Source organism: Pseudomonadales bacterium (assembly GCA_024234165.1).
Classification (GTDB): domain Bacteria; phylum Pseudomonadota; class Gammaproteobacteria; order Pseudomonadales; family UBA5518; genus UBA5518.
This window is the reverse complement of record JACKOP010000002.1, coordinates 178,228-203,507: the sequence shown is the minus strand read 5'-3', so window position 1 is coordinate 203,507 and position 25,280 is coordinate 178,228. Positions and strand designations below refer to the sequence as shown.

22 protein-coding genes and 1 tRNA gene are annotated in these 25,280 nt (G+C 62.8%); 22 read left to right on the top strand and 1 reads right to left on the bottom strand.

What is annotated here, in order from left to right; translation table 11 throughout:
• The first annotated feature begins 7 nt into the window (after positions 1-7).
• The 20 genes from pabC (at position 8) to H7A12_06530 (ending at position 21,610) form a co-directional block, all read left to right on the top strand.
• Positions 8-832 carry an aminodeoxychorismate lyase gene (gene pabC / locus H7A12_06625; protein ID MCP5320488.1) on the top strand — a complete coding sequence of 275 codons (825 nt, stop codon included), beginning with the start codon at positions 8-10 and terminating at the stop codon, positions 830-832.
• A gap of 22 nt (positions 833-854) precedes the next feature.
• Entirely contained in the window at positions 855-1,847 is a 993-nt protein-coding gene (gene mltG / locus H7A12_06620) for an endolytic transglycosylase MltG (protein MCP5320487.1), read from the top strand.
• 16 nt (positions 1,848-1,863) lie between these two features.
• Positions 1,864-2,505, top strand: coding sequence for a dTMP kinase (locus tag H7A12_06615; GenBank protein MCP5320486.1), 642 nt, complete (start codon positions 1,864-1,866; stop codon positions 2,503-2,505).
• Entirely contained in the window at positions 2,502-3,551 is a 1,050-nt protein-coding gene (holB, locus tag H7A12_06610; GenBank protein MCP5320485.1) for a DNA polymerase III subunit delta', read from the top strand. The genes H7A12_06615 and holB overlap by 4 nt, the downstream gene beginning before the upstream one ends.
• Before the next feature lie 127 nt (positions 3,552-3,678).
• Positions 3,679-4,029, top strand: a complete 351-nt coding sequence (locus H7A12_06605; GenBank protein MCP5320484.1) for a PilZ domain-containing protein — start codon at positions 3,679-3,681, stop codon at positions 4,027-4,029.
• A 23-nt stretch (positions 4,030-4,052) separates the two neighbouring features.
• Positions 4,053-4,844, top strand: coding sequence for a TatD family hydrolase (locus H7A12_06600; protein ID MCP5320483.1), 792 nt, complete (start codon positions 4,053-4,055; stop codon positions 4,842-4,844).
• Complete coding sequence (locus H7A12_06595; GenBank protein MCP5320482.1) at positions 4,844-5,917, top strand: beta-N-acetylglucosaminidase domain-containing protein; 1,074 nt, start codon at positions 4,844-4,846, stop codon at positions 5,915-5,917. Before H7A12_06600 ends, H7A12_06595 begins: the two co-directional genes overlap by 1 nt.
• Before the next feature lie 71 nt (positions 5,918-5,988).
• Positions 5,989-8,139: a fatty acid oxidation complex subunit alpha FadB gene (gene fadB, locus H7A12_06590; protein MCP5320481.1), complete on the top strand. Its 2,151-nt coding sequence runs from the start codon at positions 5,989-5,991 to the stop codon at positions 8,137-8,139.
• Between the two features lie 22 nt (positions 8,140-8,161).
• Positions 8,162-9,337: an acetyl-CoA C-acyltransferase FadA gene (fadA, locus tag H7A12_06585; GenBank protein ID MCP5320480.1), complete on the top strand. Its 1,176-nt coding sequence runs from the start codon at positions 8,162-8,164 to the stop codon at positions 9,335-9,337.
• A gap of 61 nt (positions 9,338-9,398) precedes the next feature.
• A complete protein-coding gene (locus tag H7A12_06580; protein ID MCP5320479.1) occupies positions 9,399-10,301 on the top strand; it encodes a cation diffusion facilitator family transporter in 903 nt (300 codons plus the stop codon).
• Between the two features lie 177 nt (positions 10,302-10,478).
• Positions 10,479-10,563, top strand: a tRNA-Leu gene (locus H7A12_06575).
• A gap of 212 nt (positions 10,564-10,775) precedes the next feature.
• Positions 10,776-12,101, top strand: coding sequence for a trigger factor (gene tig, locus H7A12_06570; GenBank protein ID MCP5320478.1), 1,326 nt, complete (start codon positions 10,776-10,778; stop codon positions 12,099-12,101).
• 121 nt (positions 12,102-12,222) lie between these two features.
• Positions 12,223-12,807, top strand: a complete 585-nt coding sequence (gene clpP, locus H7A12_06565; protein MCP5320477.1) for an ATP-dependent Clp endopeptidase proteolytic subunit ClpP — start codon at positions 12,223-12,225, stop codon at positions 12,805-12,807.
• A 99-nt stretch (positions 12,808-12,906) separates the two neighbouring features.
• Complete coding sequence (gene clpX / locus H7A12_06560; protein ID MCP5320476.1) at positions 12,907-14,181, top strand: ATP-dependent Clp protease ATP-binding subunit ClpX; 1,275 nt, start codon at positions 12,907-12,909, stop codon at positions 14,179-14,181.
• Positions 14,182-14,298: 117 nt separating this feature from the next.
• Positions 14,299-16,716 (top strand): endopeptidase La, encoded by a 2,418-nt coding sequence (gene lon, locus H7A12_06555; GenBank protein MCP5320475.1) that lies wholly within the window; start codon positions 14,299-14,301, stop codon positions 16,714-16,716.
• 144 nt (positions 16,717-16,860) lie between these two features.
• Positions 16,861-17,133, top strand: a complete 273-nt coding sequence (locus tag H7A12_06550) for an HU family DNA-binding protein (GenBank protein MCP5320474.1) — start codon at positions 16,861-16,863, stop codon at positions 17,131-17,133.
• Positions 17,134-17,146: 13 nt separating this feature from the next.
• On the top strand, positions 17,147-19,009 hold the full coding sequence (locus tag H7A12_06545; GenBank protein MCP5320473.1) for a SurA N-terminal domain-containing protein: 1,863 nt from the start codon (positions 17,147-17,149) through the stop codon (positions 19,007-19,009).
• 8 nt (positions 19,010-19,017) lie between these two features.
• Positions 19,018-19,851 (top strand): 4'-phosphopantetheinyl transferase superfamily protein, encoded by an 834-nt coding sequence (locus tag H7A12_06540; protein MCP5320472.1) that lies wholly within the window; start codon positions 19,018-19,020, stop codon positions 19,849-19,851.
• A gap of 64 nt (positions 19,852-19,915) precedes the next feature.
• Positions 19,916-21,100, top strand: a complete 1,185-nt coding sequence (locus H7A12_06535; protein MCP5320471.1) for a phosphoglycerate dehydrogenase — start codon at positions 19,916-19,918, stop codon at positions 21,098-21,100.
• A gap of 102 nt (positions 21,101-21,202) precedes the next feature.
• Positions 21,203-21,610: a DUF1285 domain-containing protein gene (locus H7A12_06530; protein MCP5320470.1), complete on the top strand. Its 408-nt coding sequence runs from the start codon at positions 21,203-21,205 to the stop codon at positions 21,608-21,610.
• Between the two features lie 44 nt (positions 21,611-21,654).
• On the opposite strand, the gene H7A12_06525 is transcribed toward H7A12_06530, so the two are convergent.
• Complete coding sequence (locus tag H7A12_06525; GenBank protein MCP5320469.1) at positions 21,655-23,283, bottom strand: electron transfer flavoprotein-ubiquinone oxidoreductase; 1,629 nt, start codon at positions 23,281-23,283, stop codon at positions 21,655-21,657.
• Between the two features lie 240 nt (positions 23,284-23,523).
• Between H7A12_06525 and H7A12_06520 the strand changes: the two genes are divergently transcribed.
• Positions 23,524-24,273, top strand: coding sequence for an electron transfer flavoprotein subunit beta/FixA family protein (locus tag H7A12_06520; GenBank protein MCP5320468.1), 750 nt, complete (start codon positions 23,524-23,526; stop codon positions 24,271-24,273).
• Positions 24,273-25,202 (top strand): electron transfer flavoprotein subunit alpha/FixB family protein, encoded by a 930-nt coding sequence (locus H7A12_06515; GenBank protein MCP5320467.1) that lies wholly within the window; start codon positions 24,273-24,275, stop codon positions 25,200-25,202. Before H7A12_06520 ends, H7A12_06515 begins: the two co-directional genes overlap by 1 nt.
• Positions 25,203-25,280: the final 78 nt, after the last annotated feature.

Below are 25,280 nucleotides of genomic sequence, written 5' to 3'. Positions count from 1 at the left end.
GACCGCGCTGCGTGTCTGGGTCGATGGCGCTGCGAGTGATTGCGTGCCCGTATGCGATCGCGGACTTGCTTACGGTGACGGCGTGTTCGAGACGATGCGGTGTCGGCGCGGACTCATTCCGTTGCTGCAGCGTCACCTCGACCGGGCGTGTAGCGGCGCAAGACGGCTGGGCATCGTGCTCGATGCGGTCGCGCTGCGTGATGAAGTGGAGCGCTTTGCCACCCAGGCGAGCGCGATCGACTGTGTGATCAAGCTGATCGTCACGCGTGGCGACGGCATCGGCGGCTACCGCAGCGAACCCGCGCAGCCGGCACGACGCATCCTGCTCGAGCGGCCGCTTGTCGCGTACCCGTCGACATGGTGGAGCGAAGGCATCACGGTGCGTCACTGCGAGATCCGCCTTGGCAGCAATCCCGCACTTGCCGGAATCAAGCACCTCAATCGCCTGGAGCAGGTGTTCGCACGCCGCGAATGGGATGATCCACAGGTGGCGGAAGGACTGATGGCTGACCAGCGCGGCCGTATCGTGGAAGGCATCTCGAGCAACCTGTTTCTCGTCAGTGGTGCGAGGCTGCTGACACCGTTCATCGAGACCTGCGGTGTCGCCGGTGTGATGCGTGCTCATGTGCTCGAGACCGTGGCGCCGGCACTTGGCATCGTGACGGCGGAGATTCACTGCGAACGCGCTCTGCTGGCTGCAGCCCAGGAAGTGTTCGTGTGCAACGCGGTGATCGGCGTATGGCCGGTGCACTGCCTCGGGCGCAAGCGCTGGTCGCCCGGTCCGGTCACGCGCAGGGTGCAGGATCATGTGGCGCGATTGTTCGCGACCTGAAGTCGTCGTGCGCGCACTCGGGATGCTGCTGGTGTGTACGGTGGCATCGGCATTCATGGGCTGGAAAATGCTGACACGCTGGCTCGACCGGCCGCTGCAGATTACCGAACCGGTGATCGCCGAATTGCCTGCAGGTGGCAACCTGATACGTTTCGTGCAGGAACTCGGCGAGCGAGGCGTGCTCGATCTGCCGAACTGGCTGCGATTGCAGGCGCGCCTCACGGGCGTTGCAGACAAGGTACGTGCAGGTGAATATCGCTTCGAGACAGGCATGACGCCGCGCGAACTGCTGGCGATGCTGGTGGCGGGCAAGGTCGTCGTTTACAGCGTCACGCTGATCGAAGGCAACACGGTGGGGCAATTGCTGGCACGGCTGCACGCGCAGGAGCGGCTGCAGCACACCGTGGATGCTGCCGATGCGTCGGCGCTTGTCCGTACGCTCGGACTCGACCCTGTCACATGGCCTTCGGTCGAGGGCGCCTTTCTGTCCGAAACCTACCAGTTTCATCGTGGCATGAGCGATGCGGACGTGCTGCGTGCCGCGCACGCCGCACTCGAAGACGTGCTGGCCGAGGAGTGGGCGACGCGTACCCCCGACCTGCCGTATGCCGACCCGTACCAGGCGCTGGTGATGGCATCGCTGATCGAGAAGGAGACCGGTGTCGCGAGCGAACGGGCGCGCATCGCCGGCGTGTTCGTGCGCCGTCTGCGCCAGCGCATGTTGTTGCAGACCGATCCCGCGGTGATCTACGGGCTCGGGGAGCGTTTCGACGGCAACCTCACGCGCGAGCACTTGCGAACGCCTGGCCCGTACAATACCTACCTGAATCCGGGGCTTCCTCCGTCACCGATTGCCAACCCTGGCCGTGCCGCGATCCACGCCGCGTTGCATCCGGCCGAGGGAACGGAACTCTACTTCGTGGCGCGTGGTGATGGTTCGCACGAATTCTCGAACACGCTTGAAGAGCACAATCGTGCCGTACGCAAATACCAGTTGCGCCGTGGTGGTGGATAAGGGAGACGAGCCGCGCATGAGCAGGGGCAGGTTCATCACCGTGGAAGGTGGTGAAGGGGCCGGCAAGAGCACCAACATTGCGTGTATCGCCGAGCATCTGCAGGCGGCGGGCCTGCGCGTGACGGTCACACGCGAGCCGGGCGGCACACCGCTCGGCGAGGAGATCCGTGCGTTGCTGCTTGCCGCGCGCGAGGAGGATGTGTGCGCGGATACGGAATTGTTGCTGATGTTCGCGGCACGCATGCAGCATGTTGCGCACGTGATCCGGCCCGCGCTGGCGCGCGGGGAGTGGGTGCTGTGTGACCGTTTCGTCGATGCCAGCATCGCTTATCAGGGCGCTGGCCGTGGACTCGGCATCGAACGTGTGCAGGCGTTGCGCGATCTGCTGCTGGGCGACTTCAGGCCCGATCTGACGCTGCTGCTCGATCTGCCGGTCGAACTCGGGATGCAGCGCATCGGTGGGCGCGGTGCGCCGGATCGGTTCGAAAGCGAGCAGGCCGCATTCTTCGAGCGTGTGCGTGCGACCTACCACACACTGGCGGTTGCCGAGCCCACGCGTTTTCGTGTACTCGATGCGGCACGGGACCTGGTGCAGGTGCGCACGTCGGTGATCGCGGCGGTTGACGAATACCTCGGGAGCTGCGGGGGCGTGGCATGAGCCTGCCCGGTGTCCTGGTGGCACCTCTGCCGTGGCAGTACGATGACTGGGCGCACCTGAGTGCGCGCATCATGGATGCACGCCTGCACCATGCGGTGCTGATCGGTGGTCCCGCAGGGATCGGCAAACGGCCGTTCGCCGAGCTGTTGGCACGCTCCCTGCTGTGCCGCGCACCGCTCGCCGGCAGTGCCTGCGGACGATGCCGCGACTGCGAGTTGTTCGCCGCCGGCTCGCACCCGGACTTGCTGCGCGTGATGCCGGAGGAGCCGGGACGGCAGATCCGGATCGAGCAGATTCGCAGCGGTCTGGCCGAGTTCGTGATGCGTACGGCAAGCGTCGCGCACGCGAAGGTGGTGATCATCGATCCGGCCGAGGCGATGAACACGCATACCGCGAACAGTCTGCTGAAGAGTCTCGAAGAACCGGCACCGCGTACGCATATCGTGCTGTTGAGTGACGCACCGGCCCGTCTGCTGCCCACCGTGCGCTCGCGCTGTCTGCAGTTGAAGTTGCGTCCGCCGACGCCGGATCTGGCCGCCGACTGGCTGCGCGAAAGCTGTGGTATCGATGATGCCGTCGATCTGCTCGGTGTGGCGGCAGGCATGCCGCTCGGCGCGCTGCGCCTGCGTGATCGTGGCGGGCTGAATGGTTTCGATCGAGTGGCAGACGTGATGCGCCGTGCCGTTGAGCCACGTGCATGGATCGCGGCAGTGGCCGGCGAGTGCGCTGAGCTGGAGCTGCTCGATGTGCTCGACTGGATGTTCCTGTTCCTGCTCGATCTGGCAGGGGTGGTGGCACGCGGAGGGATTGGCGGTGCGCGCATTCCGCGTGCAGCTCCTGCCTATGCCGAACTGCTGCCGGGGCTGGATGCAGCGCTGCTCGCGCGTACCTTGCGGCGCGTGATCGAGGCGCGCCGTGACGCCACGTCTGCCGCCAATCCGAACCGGCAACTGCTGCTCGAGGCACTGCTGTTCGACTGGCATTCGGGGTATGCGGCGTCGCGGCGCGCACCCCCCGATACGAAGGCATCGCCACGCGCCTCATAACGCATTTGCGGTGCTCCGTTGCCGGTTCGCCGCACGGGTTTGCAGGGAGACGTGATGACGCCACAGTTGGCAAAAGCGCCGCTGACTGGCTACTCTTGGCAGGCAGCAGACAGTCAGATGGTTTCCGATGAATGCGCCACAAGGTACCCGCAACGGCATTCTGTCCCTGACGATCAAGGACAAGGCGGTGCTGTACGCTGCGTATATGCCGTTCCTGCAGAACGGTGGCTTGTTCATACCGACCAACAAGCCGTATCGCATCGGTGACGAGGTCTTCATGCTGCTGAACCTGATGGACGAGCCGGAGAAGATTCCGGTGGCGGGAAAGGTAGTCTGGGTGACGCCGAAGCGCGCACAGGGAAATCGGGCCTCCGGAATCGGCGTGCAATTCAACGGACAGGACGACACCGCGACCCGCAAGATCGAGACCTACCTCGCCGGCGCACTCGAATCCGAACGTCCGACCCACACGATGTGAGCGAGCGTGTCGGCCGTCCGGGCATGCTGATCGACAGCCATTGCCACCTCGACTATCTGACGGCTCCGCCGTCAGGGCGCGCGATTGCCGATATCCTGCAGTCTGCCGCTGCCGCCGGTGTGGGCCGCATGCTCACGGTGGCGGTCGATCGCGACAACATGACGCGCGTGCTCGCGCACGCACACGCACACCCCGAAGTCTACGCGGCGATCGGGATCCATCCATCGACACCCGAGGATGCGTCGATCGACGCCGAGACGCTGCTCGATCTGGCGGCCGATCCGCGCGTGATCGCGATCGGTGAAACCGGGCTCGACTATTACCACGGAGCCGACTCCGTGAACTTGCAGCGCGAGCGTTTCGTGATGCAGTTGCGTGTCGCTGCACGGGCCGGGTTGCCGGTGATCGTGCACACGCGCGACGCGAGAGACGACACCCTGGAACTGCTTGAGCGCCATGCCGATCGCGGTTGCGCCGGCGTCATGCACTGCTTCACGGAAAGCATCGAGATGGCGCGCTCCGCACTCGCGCTCGGTTTCCTGATCTCCTTCTCCGGCATCATCACGTTCCGCAGTGCAACACAATTGCGCGAGGTGGTGCGCGAAGTGCCGCTTGATCGCCTGCTGGTCGAAACCGACTCTCCCTACCTGGCTCCGGTGCCGCACCGTGGCCGGGTCAACGAGCCGCAACACGTGATCCACGTGGCGCAGGCGATTGCAGCCATCAAGGATGTCACGCTGGAGGAGGTAGCGCAGGTGACCACCGCCAATTTCTACCGCCTGTTTCCGCGTGCGGCCGCAGCCGAACGCGACTGATGCAGACGCTACCGTTCGCGACCGGGTTGGTCGAGGGCTTCTACGGACGCCAATGGGGTGATGCCGATCGCCTCGACTGTCTGGATTTCATCGCCGCGATGGGTTTTCGCTACTATATCTACGCGCCCAAGGGGGACGCGTGGCTGCGCCGGCGCTGGAGCGAACGCTGGTCGTCCGCAGATGAGGCTCGCCTGCGGGCGATCGCCGCATGCAGCAACCGTGCCGGACTGTTGTGGGGCTGTGGCCTCAGTCCACTCGGGCTGGTCGAGGACGGCTCGGCAACGGCACTGGCGCGCTGGCGCGACAAGCTGAGCTATCTCGAGGATTTCGGGCCGCAGTTGCTGTGCATCCTGTTCGACGACATGCCGCGCCACATCGACGCGCTGGCCGAGCGTCAGGCTGACCTGGTGGCGATTGCGCTCGAGACGAGCAGGGCACGGCACGCCCTCGTGTGCCCCAGCTATTACTCGACCGATCCGGTGCTGGAACGGGTGTTCGGCAAGATGCCTGCCGGTTACTGGGATGATCTGGGACGGCTGCTTCCGCCCGAAGTCGGGATCTTCTGGACCGGCGAGCGCGTTTGTGCCGATGCACAGTCACTGCATGCGTTGCGTTCGATCGCGGCGCGGTTTGGACGTGCGCCGGTCCTGTGGGACAACTATCCGGTCAACGATGGCGAGAAGGGTGCGAAGTTCCTGCGCATCGATGCTTTCCGTGGGCGCAGTCCGGAGCTGGCGGATGTGGTCGGCGCGCACTTCGTCAACCCGATGAACCAGTGCTGGCTGTCCCGGATCCCCTTGCGCACGCTGGCAATGCTCTATCGACGCGGTGCAGGTTACGATCCGGATGCGGCATTCCCGGACGCTGTGCGTGCCGAATGCGGTGCGGCGCTGGCGCAGGAACTGATACGTGATCTGGACTTGTTCCAGCGTGGCGGTCTCGATGCGATCGATGCCGCGCGGCGGGTGGAACTTGCCCGATGCTACGCGCGTCACGATTCGCCGGGTGCGCGCGAGCTGATCGGCTGGCTGGCCGGGGAATACGTTTTCGATCCTGCCTGTCTCACCGGCTGATGTGGTGGTCGCGCAGACCGCCGCGCCTATAATCGGTCGTGCTCCACCTCCTGTCGCGATGGGGAAGTTTCATGCAATACCAGGGCAAGACGATCAGACTGCGGACGCTCGATGCTGGTGTGGTCGAGCTGTGCTTCGACCGTGACGGCGATACCGTGAACAAGTTCGACCAGCTTGCGCTGCGCGAGCTCCACGAGGCACTGACTGTGCTGGCGAACACGCAGGGACTGCGCGGAGTACTGATCAGCAGCGGCAAGCCGGACTATTTCAACGTGGGGGCAGACATAGGCGAGTTCGGTGTGTTGTTCCGCCAGGGTGAGGAAACACTGCTCGCCACACTCGCGACGGCGAACACGATCTTCAACGCACTCGAGGATCTGGCGGTACCGACGGTGTGCGCGATCAACGGCAGCGCGCTCGGTGGTGGACTGGAACTCTGTCTGGCCGCGGATGCGCGCGTGCTGGCACGCGAGGCGAGGATCGGTCTGCCCGAAGTGAAGCTCGGGCTCAATCCCGGATTTGGCGCTACCGTACGCCTGCCGCGGCTGATCGGAATCGACAACGCGGTGGAGTGGATCTGCGGTGGCAAGGAGTACGCGGGCGACGAGGCGCTGCGAGTCGGAGTCGTGGACGCAGTGGTCGATCCGGCACGCCTGCGCGATGCCGCGCTCGACCTGCTCGCCCAGTACATGGCCGGTACGCTGGATCACGTCACACGCCGGCGTGAGAAGACGCAGCCCGTGCTGTTGAACGACATCGAGCGCATGATGGCATTCACCACCGGCAAGAGCCTGGTCGCGGCGCAGGCCGGACCCAACCTGCCGGCTCCACTTGCGGCCGTGAAGTCGATGGAGAAATCGGCCGGACTCGCACGCACCGAGGCACTGGCGATAGAGGCAAGGTTTTTTGCGCGCCTGGCAGCCGGCAACGAGGCCGACAGCCTGATCGGCCTGTTCCTGAACGAACAGGCCGTGAGCAGAAAGGCGCGCCGCTGGGCCGGGTCAGGCCGCAAGGTGGTGCAGGCGGCCGTGCTCGGTGCCGGCACGATGGGCGGTGGGGTGGCTTACCAGTCGGCGAGCTGCGGTGTGCCGATCGTGATGAAGGACATCGTCGCCAAGGGCATCGATCTAGGCATGCGCGAAGCCGGCAATCTGCTGGCTGCTCAGGTCGATCGGGGTCGCATGAGTGCCGCGACGATGGCCGGCGTGTTGCGTGCGATCACGCCGGCGCTCGATTACGACGATTTTGCGGTCGTCGATTTCGTCGTCGAGGCAGTCGTCGAGAACGAGGGGGTGAAACAGCGAGTGCTCGCCGAGTGTGAAGCGCGTGTTGGTTCCGACGTCATCCTGGCCAGCAACACGTCGACGATCTCGATCACGCGGCTTGCGGCTGCGTTGCAGAGGCCGCAGAACTTCTGCGGCATGCATTTCTTCAACCCGGTGCATCGCATGCCGCTGGTCGAAGTGATCCGTGGCGAACAGAGTTCGGACGCTGCAATCGCGACCACGGTGGCGTATGCACGGCAGTTGAAGAAAACGCCGATCGTGGTGCGTGACTGCCCGGGCTTTCTGGTCAATCGTGTGCTGTTTCCGTACTTCGGTGCCTTCAACGCGTTGTTGCATGATGGTGCCGATTTCCGTGCGGTGGATCGCGCGATGCAGAAGTTCGGCTGGCCGATGGGTCCGGCGCATCTGCTCGACGTGGTCGGCATCGACGTGGCGCAGCATGCCGCTGCGGTGATGGCAGCCGGCTTCCCCGCACGCATGATGCTCGGATTCCGTACCGCGCTCGATGTGCTGTTCGCGGCCGGACGTTTCGGCCGGAAGAGCGGTGCGGGCTTCTATCGCTACGAGCAGGATCGCGCTGGCCGTGCCGCACAGCAGTTCGATCCCGGCGTGCAATCGCTGCTGGCGCCGGTGTGTGGAGTGCCGCAGGAGTTTGGCGAGCAGGAGATCGTCGAACGCATGATGGTACCGATGTGCAACGAGCTGGTGCGTTGTCTCGACGAGAGCATCGTCGACAGCGCAGGCGAGGCCGACATGGCGCTGGTGCTGGGGATCGGCTTCCCGCTGTTCCGCGGTGGCGCGCTGCGCTACGTGGATCATATGGGACTGGATGCGTTCTGCGCCGCAGCAGATCGTCATGCCGGAATCGGGCCAGCCTATGCCGTGCCGGAATCGCTGCGCCGACGCGCACGCGACGGGCAGTGTTTTCATTCCTGAGCCGATCCGGCGGAGGTGTCGCATGAGCTACAAGGATGATGATGCGCTGATCATCGACTGTGCGCGTACCCCGATGGGGCGTTCGAAGAACGGTGTGTTCCGTCATGTGCGTGCCGAGGATCTGTCGGCAGATCTGGTTGATGCGTTGCTGGCGCGCAACCCCGGGGTGGATCCGCAGGCCGTCGAAGACGTGATCTGGGGTTGTGCGAACCAGACCGAGGAACAGGGCTGGAACATCGCACGCATGATGTCGCTGCTGACCGTGATTCCGCACTCAGCGGGCGCGCAGACGATCTCGCGTCTCTGCGGTTCGTCGATGTCGGCGTTGCATATCGCTGCCCAGGCGATAGCAGCGGACTGTGGTGAGGTGTTTGTCGTCGGCGGTGTCGAGCATATGGGGCATCTGCCAATGGATAAGGGGGTCGACCCGAATCCGCGTCTCAGCAAGCATGTTGCAAAGGCCGCCGGGTTGATGGGAGTCACTGCCGAGGGGCTGGCGATGCTGCACGGTATCACGCGTGTGGAGCAGGATGCGTATGGCGAGCGGTCGCACCGGTTGGCTGCCAAGGCGCAGGACGAAGGGCGCTGGGCGCGCGAAATCGTGGCGCGCCGTGGGCACGACGAAGACGGGTGCAGCATCCTCGTTGCTGCCGATACGACGATTCGTCGTGACACCACGATCGAGGGGCTGGCCGCACTGCCGCCCGCCTTCGATCCGCGCAACGGCACCGTGACGGCGGGTACCTCGTCCCAGATCGCCGACGGAGCGGCGGCGATGATCGTCACTTCCGGTCGTCGGGCGCGCGACTGGGGGCTGCGTCCGCTTGCCAGGATCCGCTCGATGGCGGTCGTGGGTGTCGATCCATCGATCATGGGCTACGGGCCGGTGCCGGCGACGCAGAAGGCGCTGGCGCGTGCCGGCCTCACGCTTGCGGACATCGATGCGGTCGAACTCAACGAGGCCTTCGCAGCGCAGGTACTGCCGGTGCTGAAGGATCTGGAACTGCTCGATGACCTGGACACGCGGGTCAACCTGCACGGTGGTGCGATTGCGCTGGGACACCCGTTCGGTTGTTCGGGGGCACGTATCATGACGACCCTGATCAATGTGATGGCGCAGCGTGACATGACGCTCGGGCTGGCGACGATGTGCATTGGCCTGGGGCAGGGCATCGCAACCGTGATCGAACGCGTCTGACACGACGGGGAAGGAGTAACAGGTGGCGGGGGTGGATGCAGGGCGCGGGCAGCACCAGCGGCTGCCAGGCGAGCGCTGGCTGCTGGCTGCGAGTTACGCCTCGGTGAGCGTCGCGTTGTTGCTGATCGCACTCAAGTGCTGGGCCTGGCTGGTCAGCGGTTCGGCCAGCATGCTGGGCTCGCTGATCGACTCGGTAATGGACTCGATGGCCTCGCTGGTGTCGATGCTCGCAGTGCGGTACTCGCTGAGGCCGGCCGATGCGGATCATGGTTTCGGCCATGGCAAGGCGGAGCCGCTGGCCGCGCTGGCACAGTCTGCCTTCATCTTTGGTTCGGCATTGCTGCTGCTGCTGTACTGTGTCGAGCGCCTGTTGCGGGTGGAAGAGGAGCCGATGACGCACACCGGAATTGCGCTTCTGGTCTGCGTCGTGGCGATCGTCTGCACGCTGGGTCTGGTCGCACTGCAGTCGCACGCGATCCGTCTGACCGGGTCGGCAGCGATCCGTGCCGATCGCCTGCACTATCACGCCGACTTGCTGATGAACGTGGTGGTGATCGTCTCACTGCTCTGCGCGCGTCTCGGTTATGGCCGGGTCGATATCGTGATGGGCGTACTGATTGCACTGCTGATCGGCAGTGGTGCCGTGCAGATCGGTCGCGAAGCGCTCAATCTGTTGATGGACAAGGCGTTGCCGGACGAGGTCGTTGCGCGGATCCGCAGCGTGGCACTCTCCATTCCCGGTGTGCTCGGACTGCACGACCTGCGTACTCGGCGCTCCGGATTGCGCTACTGCATCCAGTGTCACGTCGAGATCGCCGATCACACCACGTTACTGGAGGCTCATGCGATCGCGGATGCGGTCGAAGAACGTCTGGAAGCCGAGTTTCCGGGAGCTGACGTGATCATCCACCAGGATCCGCGCCCTCTGGTGGCGCAGGCCGGCGATTTTCGGCCAATACGTTGAGGTGGAATGACCTGGCATTTGCGATGGTGGGTACGGGTTGGTGCGCTGGGCCTGTTGGTTGCTGCAGCATCGGAGACAAGGCAGGCCACAGAATGATTTTGGTTGATAAAAACCTGTAAAACAATTTGTTGCAATGTTTTTATAATAATTTACATGAGTTACGATGACGGCAAGCGAGCGAAAGTGGCGGAACTGGTAGACGCGCTGGATTTAGGTTCCAGTGCCTTCGGGCGTGCGGGTTCGAGTCCCGCCTTTCGCACCACCGATCACGGTATGCGTGCCGTACCATGCGGCGCAGGGTCGTCGTATAGTCGCCGACCCCGTACCGGGCTGTCGTCAGCCTGCCGCTGATCTGTCGTTGGTCTCTCGAAATGTATCCGTGCGTGCTAGAATGCGCGCCCTTCAGACGGCTGCTGCCCGTGAGCGCGCGCGTCGTACAGATCAAACATCCACAGTTTCTGAGTGAGGTCGAAGATGCAGGTTTCCGTTGAAATTACGTCGGGTCTGGGCCGACGCCTGACGATCGGTGTGCCGGCGGAACGTGTCGAGGCGGAAGTGGCGGCGCGACTGGAGAAGGCAGCAAGGTCGGTGCGGCTGAAGGGGTTCCGTCCGGGCAAGGTGCCACTGAAGGTCGTGCAGCAGCGGTTCGGGCTCGGGGTGCGCCAGGAAGTTCTGGGCGAGGTCATGAGCCAGACGTTCTACGAAGCGGTGCGCCAGGAGGATCTGAAGCCGGCCGGACAGCCAACGATCGAGCCGCGTTCGATTGCGACCGGGCGTGATCTGGAATTCATCGCGACGTTCGAAGTGTACCCCGAAATCGATCTGGTCGACTTCGCGAAACTTGCGATCGACCGGCCTGTGGCGCAAGTGGGTGATGCCGACATCGATCGCATGATCGAGGTGCTGCGCAACCAGCAGGCCATGTGGGCGGTCGTCGAACGTGCTGCGTCGGCGGGGGATCGGGTGAATATCGACTATACGGGGCGTCGCGACGGTGTCGCCTTCGACGGTGGTAGCGCCCAGGGGAGCGATCTGCTCCTCGGTTCCAATCGTATGATTCCTGGGTTTGAGAGCGGAATCGAGGGGATGAGCCCAGGCGAGACACGTGAGTTGCAACTACGCTTCCCTGAGGAATACCACGCCGAAGACCTGAAAGGCGCTGAAGTCGTGTTCGAGGTGTGCCTGAACAGCGTGAGCGAGAAGCGGTTGCCGGAGCTCGACGACGTCTTCTTTTCGCGTTTTGGTGTGGCCAGCGAGGGGCTTGATGGGTTTCGGGCCGAAGTGCGTGCCAATATGGAGCGTGAACTGCGCCAGGCGGTACGCTCCAAGGTGAAGTCGCGTGTGATGAATGCGCTTCACGAGCGTACCGAGGTTGAAGTGCCGCAGGCGCTGGTCCAGCAGGAGATCGCCGCGCAACGCCAGCAGATGCTGCGCCAGTTCGGCGGCGATGCCGCACGCTTCGATACGTCGATGCTGCCCGACGACATGTTTCGTGCGCAGGCGGAAAGGCGTGTGTCGTTTGGTTTGTTGCTCGGGGAGGTGATCCGGCGCGAAAAGCTCGTCGCGGACCCGGTGCGGGTACGCGAGATGGTCGAGGAGATGGCGTCGACCTACGAGGAACCCGAGGAGGTAGTCAACTGGTACTATGGCAACCGGGAACAGTTGGCCTCGGTTGAAGCCGTGGTACTGGAGGATCAGGCAATCGATACGGTGCTTGCCCGGGCGCAGGTGAACGAGGTGGCGTGCAGTTATGAAGATGCGCTGCGCGCAGACCCGTTGAAACCGGACGCGGAAGCGTGACCCTGAGGCATCATCAGCGCCCGCATCCCACCGGGGATGCGGGCAACTTGCGTCTGTCAGGAGACGGTACGGAATGAACGAGCGCGCACAGCAGAGCAGCAGTACGATCACCGGTCTCGGCCTGATTCCCATCGTGGTCGAGCAGACCGCACGCGGTGAGCGTTCGTACGACATTTATTCGCGTCTGCTGAAGGAGCGGGTGATCTTTATCGTCGGTCCGGTCGAGGACCACATGGCGAATCTCGTGGTCGCACAGATGCTGTTTCTCGAGTCGGAAAACCCGGACAAGGACATCCATCTGTACATCAATTCCCCGGGTGGCTCGGTCACGGCCGGTCTTTCGATCTACGACACGATGCGCTTCATCAAACCCGATGTGAGCACGATGTGTATCGGGCAGGCGGCGAGCATGGGAGCTTTCCTGCTCGCTGGTGGCACGCGTGGCAAGCGCTTTGCGCTGCCCAACTCGCGCATCATGATCCACCAGCCAAGCGGCGGTGCGCACGGGCAGGCGTCGGATATCGACATCCATGCACGCGAGATCCTGATCATTCGCGAACGCCTGAATGCGCTGCTTGCGGAGCACACGGGGCAGTCGATCGAGACCATTGCGCGTGACACGGAGCGTGACAACTTCATGAATCCGCAGAAGGCGAAGCAGTACGGGATCATTGACGAGGTGCTGGTCGCGCGACCGGGAAAGTGATTGGCAAGCCTGCTAGACTCAGGGCCGGACCCGGACAACGGCAGAAGGCGGAGGGGCCGAGAGGCACCGCCGGCATGATTCGAAACGGACGGATGGGCGATGACTAAGGAAAGCGGCGGAGACAAGAGCAAATTGTTGTACTGCTCTTTTTGTGGCAAGAGCCAGCATGAGGTCCGCAAACTGATTGCAGGCCCTTCAGTGTTCATCTGCGACGAGTGCGTCGATCTGTGCAACGACATCATCCGCGAGGAGGTGCAGGAGAGCACGGGCGATACCTCGCGCAGCAAGCTGCCGAAGCCGCGCGAGATCTGCCAGATTCTCGATGAGTACGTGATCGGCCAGCAGCACGCGAAGAAGGTGTTGTCGGTTGCGGTCTACAACCATTACAAGCGCCTGCGCGAAGGTGAGCGCCAGCGCGACGATGTCGAACTTGGCAAGAGCAATATCCTGCTCGTTGGGCCGACCGGCAGTGGCAAGACCCTGCTCGCGGAGACGCTTGCACGGCTGCTCGACGTTCCGTTCACGATCGCTGACGCGACCACGCTGACCGAGGCGGGCTACGTTGGAGAGGATGTCGAGAACATCATTCAGAAGCTGTTGCAGAAGGCCGAGTACGACGTCGAAAAGGCCCAGATGGGCATCGTGTACATTGACGAGATCGACAAGATATCGCGCAAGTCGGAGAATCCGAGCATCACGCGGGACGTTTCGGGTGAAGGTGTGCAGCAGGCATTGCTGAAGCTGATCGAAGGCACTGTGGCTTCGGTGCCGCCGCAGGGGGGGCGCAAGCACCCGCAGCAGGAGTTCCTGCAGGTCGATACCTCGAACATCCTGTTCATCTGCGGTGGTGCCTTTGCAGGGCTGGAGAAGATCATCCGTGACCGTTCGGAGAAGAGCGGGATCGGTTTCTCCGCCGAGGTGAAGGGCAAGGACGAGGCGAAGAGCGTCAGCCAGCTTCTGCGTGAACTCGAACCCGAGGATCTGGTTCGCTACGGCTTGATTCCGGAGTTCGTCGGTCGGCTGCCGGTGGTTGCCACCCTTGACGAGCTCGACGGCGAGGCGTTGATCCGGATTCTGACCGAACCGAGGAACTCGCTGACCAGGCAGTTTCGCAAGCTTTTCGAAATGGAAGGCGTCGAACTGGATTTCCGCGAGGATGGCCTGCGCGCGATCGCCGAGCGTGCCCTGACACGCAAGACCGGCGCACGCGGGCTGCGTTCGATCCTCGAGTCGGTGCTGCTCGAGACCATGTATGAGATACCGTCCGAGCGCGACGTGAGCAAGGTCGTGATCGACGAGTCGGTGATCAAGGGTGACTCGTCACCATTGAAGGTCTACCAGAACGTCCAGCCGAAGGCTGCACCCGGGGAGTGATGCTTCGCGTTCGCGCGCAAGGTACGCATCCCCGCACCCGGCTTTTTCGACGACGGCTGGCGCAACGAGCGCCGAGCAGCCGTCAGACCCGGCCCGGGCAGGGCAAGGAGTAACCGGATGAAATACCCGACTGGCGGGCGGCTCGTGCTGCCGTTGTTGCCGTTGCGTGACGTGGTGGTATTCCCGCACATGGTCGTGCCGCTGTTTGTGGGGCGTGAGAAGTCGATCGCAGCACTGGAAGCCGCGATGGAATCGGGTAAGCGGATCCTGCTGGTCGCGCAGCGCAGTGCGGCGGAGGACGACCCGGGCCGGGATGAGGTCTATCAGGTAGGCACCATTGCCAGCGTGCTGCAACTGCTGCGGCTTCCCGATGGTACGGTCAAGGTGCTGGTCGAGGGCAGTGTGCGTGCAACGATCGCTTCGGTGCAGGCGCGTGAGGGCTATCTGGAAGCGGAGGCGCAACCGATCCGCGAGCAGGCGGTGGCGCAGGCAGAAGCCGAGGCACTGGTGCGCAGTTGCATGCGTACGTTCGAACAGTATGTGAATCTGGGGAAAAAGGTGCCGGCGGAAGTGCTGGGCGCACTGGGAAGCGTCGACGAGCCGGGGCGCCTGGCCGATACGATCGCCGCACACATGACGCTTGAACTTGCTCAGAAACAGCAGTTGCTCGAGCTTGGTTCGACGCTCGAGCGAATCGAGCATCTGATGGGATTGATGGAGGGCGAGATCGATCTCTTCCAGGTCGAGAAGCGCATTCGTGGCCGCGTCAAGAAGCAGATGGAGAAAAGCCAGCGCGAGTATTATCTGAACGAACAGATGAAGGCGATCCAGAAGGAACTCGGGGATCTCGAGGATTCGCCGAACGAGGTCGAGAGCATCGAGCGGCGTATCCGTGCGGCCGGGATGAGTGCGGACGCGCAGACGAAAGCCCTGTCGGAGCTGAACAAGCTCAAGATGATGTCACCGATGTCGGCCGAAGCATCCGTGGTGCGCAGCTACCTCGACTGGATGGTGAACGTGCCGTGGAAGAAGCGCAGCAAGGTACGCAACGATCTTGCGCGTGCCGAGAAGGTTCTGGAAAAGGACCACTACGGGCTCGATGAGGTCAAGGAGCGCGTCCTCGAGTACCTGGCCGTGCAGAAGCGGATCGGCAAGGTCAAAGGGCCGGTGCTGTGTTTCGTCGGTCCTCCCGGGGTTGGCAAGACTTCGCTCGGTGAGAGCATCGCGCGTGCAACCAATCGCAGCTTCGTGCGCATGGCACTCGGTGGCGTACGCGACGAGGCAGAAATCCGCGGTCACAGGCGAACCTACATCGGCTCGTTGCCAGGCAAGATCCTGCAGAAACTCGCCAAGGCCGGGGTGCGCAATCCGTTGTTTCTGCTCGACGAGGTCGACAAGATGGGAATGGACCATCGCGGTGACCCGGCGTCTGCTTTGCTCGAGGTTCTGGATCCCGAGCAGAACCACAGTTTCAACGACCACTATCTGGAGGTCGATTACGATCTTTCCGACGTGATGTTCATCTGTACGTCGAACTCGATGAACATCCCGGCGCCGCTGCTCGACCGCATGGAAGTGATCCGTATCCCCGGTTATACGGAGGACGAGAAAATCAACATTGCGCAGCGCTACCTGGTGCCGAAGCAGATGCGCAACAACGGGCTCGGCGAAGGCGAACTCGTGTTGGAGGAGACCGCACTGCGCGATCTGGTGCGCTACTACACGCGCGAGGCAGGTGTACGCGGACTCGAGCGCCAGATCGCAAAGATCTGTCGCAAGCGTGTCAAGCAGCTTGCGCTCGAGCGCGGTGCGACGAGGCTGGTGGTGGATGCAGACAATCTCGCCGAGTTTGCCGGTGTGCCGAAGTATCGCTTCGGAGCCGTGCTGGAAAGCAACCAGGTCGGACAGGTCACAGGGCTCGCGTGGACGCAGGTCGGAGGCGAGCTGTTGACCATCGAGGCGGTCGCGGTGCCTGGCAAGGGACGGCAGGTCAAGACCGGATCGCTCGGAGACGTGATGCAGGAGTCGATCCAGGCGGCGATGACCGTGGTGCGCAGCCGCGCGAAGACGCTCGGGATCCGCCCCGACTTCCACGAGAAATACGATCTGCACATTCACGTTCCCGAAGGTGCAACCCCTAAGGATGGGCCGAGTGCCGGCATCGGCATGTGCACGGCGATGGTCTCGGTGCTGACCGGAATAGCGGTGCGGGCCGACGTTGCGATGACCGGAGAAATCACGCTGCGTGGGCAGGTGCTGGCGATTGGCGGGCTCAAGGAGAAACTCCTGGCGGCACATCGCGGTGGTATCAAGACGGTGATCATTCCGGAAGAGAACGAGCGTGATCTGAAGGAGATCCCGGACAACATCAAGAGCGCGCTCGAGATTCGTCCCGTGCGCTGGATCGATCAGGTGCTGGATCTTGCGCTGGAGCGCATGCCCGAGCCGGTGCCTGACGAGGAATGGAAGCTGTTGAGCGAGAAGGCCGAGCAGGCGGCGCGTGGGAGTGAGCAGGAGCGGATCAATACGCATTGATCCGCAGTGGGGATGCCACACCCGCGAAAGCGCGAAAGCGCCTTGACCATTTGCGGCGCGGCTGGTGTACACTCGTCGCCCCTCGCGTACCGCGACAGCCCCGGGAACCGACCGGGGAACACGAATCCAATCCGGGGAAACTCTGTGAACAAGGCTGAACTCGTCGATCTGATTGCGGACAAGGCCGATATCTCCAAGGCGTCGGCAGCGAGAGTGCTGGATGCAACTCTGGAAGGAATCGTCGCTGCGCTGCGTGACGGGGACCAGGTTGCACTGGTCGGTTTCGGTACGTTCAGCGTGAAGCAGCGCGCCGAACGCCAGGGACGCAACCCGAAGACTGGCGAGGCGATGACCATCGCGGCAAGCCGCAGCGTCGGTTTCAAACCGGGCAAGACGCTGCGCGACGCAATCTCCTGATTGGAAGGCGACGATGCTGCAGAAGATTCGTGACAACGTCCAGGGCACGCTGGCCAAGATCATCGTCGCGGTGATCGTGATTCCATTTGCGGTGTTCGGAATCGATGCATTCTTCACCGGCGGGGTGCCTGAGGCAGCACGCGTCAATGGCGAGGTGATCACCGAACCCGAGCTTGCGCAGAACATCGAGCTCGAGCGGCGCAGGCTGATCGGCCAGATGCAGGATCATGTCGATGCGTCGTTGCTTGAGGAATCGCGCCTGCGTTCGCCAGTGCTCGAATCGTTGATCGGGCGCCGTCTGATGTTGCAGGTGGCAACGCGCTCGGGGCTGCGCGTGGGCGACGCAATGCTGAACCAGCTGATCGTCGAGAACGAGAGCTTTCACGAAAATGGCAGCTTCTCGCAGACGCGCTTCCAGGCACTGCTTGCGAACAACGGGATGAGCCCCGCGCAGTTCAAGAGCCTGCTGCGGGAAGACTTGCTGGTTTCGCAACTGATGTCAGGAATCGAGACGAGCGAATTCGTTACCGGAGCGGAACTCGCTGGTGCAGCACGGCTTACACAGCAATCGCTGGATGCACGCTGGCTGAGCGTTCCGGTGGCAGCGGCGGACGCATCGATCGCAGTGCCTGATGAGCGTGTGTCCGAGTACTACGAACAGAATCGGGCACAATTCCGTACCGAGGAGACGGTGCGTGTCGACTATCTCGAACTCCGACCGTCCGATCTGTATCAGCCCGTTGCTGAAGACGCGTTGCGTCAGGAATACGAGCGGCGGGTGGCTGCCGCCGGTGGTGGCGAGGAGCGCCATGCAGCGCACATCATGCTCGCCACGCAGGACGACACAGCGCGCGAGAAGCTTGCAGCGTTGCGCAAGCGCGTGTTGGCGGGAGAGGATTTTGCAGTGCTGGCGCGCGAGAACTCGGAAGATCCGGGATCGGCAGTGCAGGGTGGGGATCTGGGATTCTCGCGTGGAGACGCCTTCCCTGCGGAGTTCGAGGCAGCCCTGAAGGCGCTTGCTCCCGGTGATGTGTCGGAACCGGTAAGGACTTCCTCCGGTTGGCACCTGATCAAGCTGCTGGAAGTGCGCCGTCAGCAACCGCAGTCCTTCGCCGAAATGCGCTCCACGATCGAAAGCGACCTGCAGAAGGCCGCGGCGGAACCACTGTTCATCGAGCGTGCGGAGAAGCTTGCCGACCTGACTTTCAACTCCGACGATCTGGGGGAAGCGTCGCGCGAACTCGGACTGGAGATCCGTACGAGTCCGGCGCTCGGTCGTCGCGGAGGTGAGGGCCTGTTTGCCGACGCACGCGTGATTGCTGCTGCCTTCAGCAAGGAAGTTCTGGATGAAGCCCAGAACAGCGAGCGGATCGATATCGGCGACGATCGCGTGATCGTGATGCGGCTGAAGTCGCACGAACCGGCGCGGGATCTGGAGCTTGCCGAAGTGGCAGACCGGATTCGCACGTTACTGCGTGAAGCGATGGTGCGCGAGCAGGCGCAGAAGAGGGCGGATGGTCTGCTCGCAGGTGTTGCTGCAGGTCAAGGTATCGAGGAACTTGCACGTGCCAACGGGTACGAGTGGCGAACTGCTCATGGCTACACGCGCGGTGCCTCGCAGGTGCCGGAAGAACTGGGCCGGGTGTTGTTCGACACCCCGCGCAGCCGAGACGGCACCGGCCATGGCAAGGTCACCGCCGGCAACGGTGACGTGCTGGTGTTCGGGTTCGACAACTTCCACGATGGTGATCTGGCACGACTGCCCGTGGAGCAACGCAATGTTCTTGCGCGGGTGTTCCGGCGAGCGCACGGTATCGAGAGCGCCGAAGACTACCGGCAGCGCGTGCGCGCAGTCGCTTCGGTGGAGCTGCTCTGAGGCGTGCCTTGCACGGGACTCGGCTCGCGCTGCCAGCACCCGGTTCAGCCCATCTCTGGCTGTGCGATTCCGATGCAATCCGTGACCCACTGTTGCTGGACGCGTACCGGGTGTTGCTCGACGAGCCGGAGCTCGGGCGCATGCAGCGGCGCGTGTTCGCGCAGGACCGCCATCGCTTCCTGGTAGCGCATGCGCTGTTGCGCAGTGTCCTGTCGCTGTATGCGGACGTGCCGGCCATGGCGTGGCACTTCGAAAGCGGCATGCATGGAAAGCCCGCTCTCGTGCCTGCAGCCATGCTGCCTGACGTGGACTTCAACCTCTCGCACAGTGGCTCCCATGCGTTGCTGGCGGTCAGTACCGGATGCATGCTCACGGGGGTCGACATGGAATTCCATCGGCCCGCGCGCAATTTCCACGGACTGGCGCAGCGCAACTTCGCACAGTCCGAGGTGGCGCGCCTTACCGGCCTGGAAGAGATGGAACTGGCTGCAGAGTTCTACGACATCTGGACGTTGAAGGAAGCCTTCGTGAAAGCCACTGGTGAAGGGCTGTCACGATCGCTCGGCGATTTCTGGTTTGATTTCCATCGTATCGAAGGATGTCTGAGTTTCGGTGCGAAGGCTGAGCTGGAGCCAGAACCAGCGCGCTGGAATTTCTGGTGCCATCGCCTGCAAACATCGTACAGCGCAGCGCTGGCCCTGCGCGGGCCGGACGCGGATGCGGACGAACCGAGCTGGTTCGGGATCGTGCCGCAGCTTCAGTGGCACGCGCTCGACGTGCCCTGCCTGATGCGTAGTCGACGGATTACCGGCAATCGCGCGTCTGGCAGCCGTATGCACTGAGCTAGAATGACGCGCTTTCGATTTACCACGGCCCGGTGGTGGCCAGCAACAGGGAGAGACCGGAATGTTCAGGATCCGTACCTTCAACCAGATTTCCGTGCGCGGACTCGAACGCTTCAGTCGCGAGTGCTACGAGGTGGCGAGCGAGATCGGTCATCCGGATGCGATCCTGCTGCGCTCTCACAAACTCGCGGAAGAGGAGATCGGCGAATCGGTGAAGGCGATCGCACGTGCCGGTGCGGGCTACAACAACATTCCGGTGGGCATCTGTACGACACGCGGCATACCGGTATTCAACACGCCGGGTGCAAACGCCAATGCGGTGAAGGAACTGGTGGCTGCGGCGCTGCTGCTCGCTTCGCGCGGAATCATCGAAGGAATCTCCTTCGTGAATTCGCTGTCTCGGGAAATGCCGGCAGCCGAAATGAGCGCGCTGCTGGAGAAGGAAAAGAAACGCTTCGCGGGCAACGAGTTGCGTGGCAAGACGCTGGGTGTGGTCGGACTCGGGGCAATCGGCAGCAAGGTTGCCCGGCTCGGACTCGGACTGGGCATGGATGTGATCGGATACGATCCGGCGCTCTCCGTCGAGGCGGCGTGGCGCCTGCCGAGTGAGGTGCGTCGCATGGAAAACCTCGGTTCGCTGCTGCAGCGTGCTGATTTCGTCACGCTGCATCTGCCCGTTCTCGATTCGACCCGTAATCTGCTGAACGCAGAGAGTCTGGCTGCAGTGCGCAAGGGCAGTTGCCTGCTGAATTTTGCACGTGACGAGATAGTCGATGTCGACGGCGTGATACAGGCGCTCGATGCGGGGCGTCTCGCACGCTACATCACCGATTTTCCGCATCCAGGGTTGGTCGGCCGCAAGGATGTGCTGTCGATGCCGCATATCGGTGCCAGTACGGAAGAAGCAGAGGAGAACTGCGCCATGATGGCGGCAGATCAGTTGCGCGGATTTCTCGAGCACGGAAACATCCGCAATTCGGTCAACTTCCCGGCGCTGGAACTGGAGCGCACCAATGCCAGCCGCCTGGCGATCACCAATCGCAACAAGCCCGGTATGCTCGGCAATATCCTGTCGATCCTGGCGGCTGTCGGTATCAACGTCGTCGATATGCTGAATCGCAGCCGTGACGACATCGCATACAACCTCATCGACGTGGAAGGTTCGCCGTCAGAGGATGTGCTGGCTCAGATCCGGGCGGTTGACGGAGTCGTCAACGTGCGCCTGATTCCACCGCCTGTCTGCTGAAGCCGGACGGACGGGCGCTGTGCGGGCGCACGAAAGCCCGTCGTGACACGTGCTGCGGACTTCCATATCGATCGCGCCGGGGTGTGGCGTCATCGGGGCAGCGTGGTGCAGCGCGAGGCGATGGTTCGGCTGTTTGCCTCGATGCTTGAACGTCGCGGGGATCGCTATGTGCTCGTGACGCCGGAGCAGACCTTGCGTGTCGATGTGGACGATGCGCCGTTCGTGATCGTCGATATGGAAGATGACGAAGGTGGCGACGCGATGACACTCGTGATGCTAACCAATGTCGGCGAACGTTTTGCACTCGGGCCCGATCATCCGCTGTACTTGCACGAAGACGTGGAGCGTGGCGAAGTTCGCGCCTATCAGATGGTGCGCGACCGGATCCCCGCGCTGGTGCACCGCAACGTGTTCTATCGGCTGGTCGAATTGGCACAAGCCAATGAGGATGGCGTGCTGGGGGTCTGCAGCGGCGGTTGTTTCTTTCCGCTGGAAATCAGCTCTTCCTGAAACCGGCTACGGTGTATTGCGCGCCGTAGCCGGGCGAGAGATTCCTACATGTTCGGGTAGTTCGGACCACCACCACCTTCCGGTGTCGTCCAGACGATGTTCTGTGTAGGGTCCTTGATGTCGCAGGTCTTGCAGTGCACGCAGTTCTGCGCATTGATCTGCAGGCGCTTGCCGCCGCTGGCCGTATCGACGATTTCGTAGACGCCGGCCGGGCAGTAGCGCTGTGCGGGCTCGTCGTACAGCGGAAGGTTGTGCCGGATCGGTACTTCCGGATCACGCAGTGTCAGATGACAGGGCTGATCTTCCTCATGGTTCGTGTTCGACAGGAACACCGACGACAGGCGATCGAAGCTGATCACGCCATCCGGCTTCGGGTATTCGATATGTTTCGATTGTGCGGCAGGCTTCAGTTGCTCGTGGTCGGGCGCATCATCGCTGAACGTCCATGGCAGCTTGCCGCTGAACACGTTGATGTCGATGAATGCATAGGCCGAACCGAAGATGTTGCCGAAGCGATGCTGTGCCGGTCCGAAATTGCGTTGCAGCAGCAGTTCGTTTCCGGCCCACGACGCCATGAATGCCTCGGTGAACTCGCTGAGTTCCTCGCCGGTCTTGCCTTCGGCAGAGATTGCTGCAAACACGGTTTCTGCAGCGACCATGCCACTCTTCATCGCGGTGTGAGATCCCTTGATCTTCGCGAAGTTCAGCGTGCCCGCGTCGCAGCCGATCAGCAATCCACCCGGAAAACTCATTCGCGGCAGTGCCTGTGGTCCGCCCTTGGTGATTGCACGTGCACCGTAGGCGAGACGCTTGCCGCCTTCGAGGAACTGGCGGATCACCGGATGTTGCTTGTAGCGCTGGAATTCCTCGAACGGACTGAGGAATGGGTTGCTGTAGCCGAGGTCGGTGATCAGCCCCAGCGACACCTGGTTGTTCTCGAGATGGTAGAGAAAGCCGCCTCCGTGTGCGCCGCTCTGCTGCAGCGGCCACCCCGCACTGTGGATCACCAGTCCCGGACGGTGCTTTTCCGCCGGGATTTCCCACAGTTCCTTGATGCCGATGCCGTAATGCTGCGCACCGCGTCCGTTGTCGAGACCGAAGCGCGCGATCAGCTGCTTGCCGAGATGCCCGCGGCAGCCTTCGGCGAACAACGTGTACTTCGCGTGCAGTTCCATTCCCGGCGTGTAGCTGTCCTTGTGCTCACCGCTGGCCGAGATTCCCGCGTCGCCGGTCGCGATGCCCTTCACGCGACCGTCGTCATGAAACAGTACTTCGGCTGCGGCGAATCCCGGGTAGATTTCCACTCCGAGGCCTTCCGCCTGCTCACCCAGCCAGCGGCACAGATTGCCAAGGCTGATGATGTAGTTGCCTTCGTTGTGCATCGTCTTGGGGATCAGCGCGCCGGGGACGCGGATCGCCTTCTGTTCGTTGCGCAGCACGTAGATTTCATCGGCGTTCACGGGGGTGTGCAGCGGTGCACCCTGTTCCCGCCAGTCCGGAAACAGTTCGTTCAGTGCGGTTGGCTCGAGCACGGCACCCGACAGGATGTGCGCGCCGACCTCCGAACCCTTTTCCACGACACAGACACTGATGTCGCTTGAAAGCTGGCGCAATCGGCATGCGGCCGCCAGGCCAGCAGGCCCTGCGCCGACGATGACGACATCGTATTCCATGGATTCTCTGGTCACGGTAGAACTCCGAAAAATGTTTTGACTACAGAGACTTGCGAATGGGCGCGAACGATACACGAGGGGCCATTCGATTGCAAAGCAATTGCAGTGGGCCGCCTATTCAAGTATTGACCTGTCTTGTGCATGTGTCGACAATACTGCGGCTTTGTGCTTGGCGGTAATCGCTGCAGCAGTCCTCCGCCAGGAGTCCCACCAACCCTTTTACGAGCGACCGGAGAGTCCATGAAAGTTCTCGTAGCGGTAAAACGCGTAGTGGATTACAACGTCAAGGTCCGTGCCAAAGGCGACGGCACCGGCGTCGATCTCAACAACGTGAAGATGTCCATCAACCCCTTCTGCGAAATTGCGGTCGAAGAGGCCGTGCGTCTGAAGGAAAAGGGTGTGGCGACGGAAGTGATTGCCGTGTCGCTGGGCGACAAGGCGGCGCAGGAGCAGATCCGCACCGCACTGGCACTCGGTGCAGACCGCGGCATCATGGTCGAGACTGCAGAGGAACTGCAGCCGCTGGCGGTTGCAAAGCTGCTGCAGGCCGTGGTTGCGAAGGAAGGTGCGGATCTGGTGATCGTCGGCAAGCAGTCGATCGACGGCGACAACAACCAGACCGGGCAGATGCTGGCAGCTCTGGCAGGGATGTCGCAGGGCACTTTTGCGTCGGAACTGGTGATCGAGAACGGTACCGCACGCGTCACCCGGGAGATCGACGGCGGGCTGCAGACCATCGAGCTGAAGCTGCCGGCCGTGGTCACTACGGACCTGCGACTGAACGAGCCGCGCTACGCTTCGCTGCCGAACATCATGAAGGCGAAGAAGAAGCCGCTCGACACCTTGTCTCCGGCCGAGCTGGGAGTCGATGTCACGCCGCGAGTGAAAACGCTCAAGGTCACGCCGCCGCCCGAGCGCAAGGCGGGCATCAAGGTTGGTTCGGTAGCCGAACTGGTGGAAAAACTGCGTAACGAGGCGAAGGTGATCTGATGAGCATTCTGGTAATTGCCGAGCACGACAACAAGGAACTGAAGCCTGCTACCCGCCACGCCGTCACCGCGGCGCAGGCGATCGGCGGCGACATCCACGTTCTGGTCGCAGGCAGTGATTGCGCAGCGGTTGCAGACGCGGCTGCGCGCGTTGCCGGTGTGAGCAAGGTGTTGCTGGCCGACAATGCGGCCTACGCACACCAGCTTGCCGAGAACATGAGCCTGCTGATCGCCGAGCTGGGAGCCGGTTACGACGGCGTTCTGGCGGCGGCCACCACCAACGGCAAGAACGTGATGCCGCGTGTCGCTGCCCTGCTCGATGTCGCGCAGATCTCCGAGATCACGGCCGTACTCGCACCCGATACCTTCCAGCGTCCGATCTACGCCGGCAACGTGATCGCAACGGTACAGGCGCTGGATGCCCGCAAGGTGATCACGGTGCGCACCACCGGTTTCGACGCCGCACCTGCCGAGGGTGGCAGTGCAAGCATAGAGCCGGTATCGATCGTGAAGGACTCCGGCCTTGCGCGCTTTGTCGAGGAGCGAGTCGCGAAGTCCGACCGTCCCGAACTGACGGCCGCACGGATCGTCGTCTCCGGTGGTCGCGGCATGCAGAGCGGCGAGAACTTCAAGATGCTGGAGGCGGTGGCGGACAAGCTGAACGCTGCGGTGGGTGCTTCGCGTGCAGCGGTCGATGCAGGCTACGTGCCGAACGACTACCAGGTCGGACAGACCGGCAAGATCGTCGCCCCAGACCTCTACATCGCCGTCGCTATCTCGGGTGCGATCCAGCACTTGGCCGGGATGAAGGATTCGAAGGTCATCGTCGCAATCAACAAGGACGAGGATGCGCCGATCTTCCAGGTCGCCGATTACGGTCTGGTTGCCGACCTGTTCCAGGCCGTTCCCGAGCTCGAGTCGCTGCTCTGAGCTGTCCTGATGCAGCAGGCGTCCGGTCTGTAACCGGGCGCCTGGCTGTCCTGAATTCGTTGCGCGCTATTTGCATCG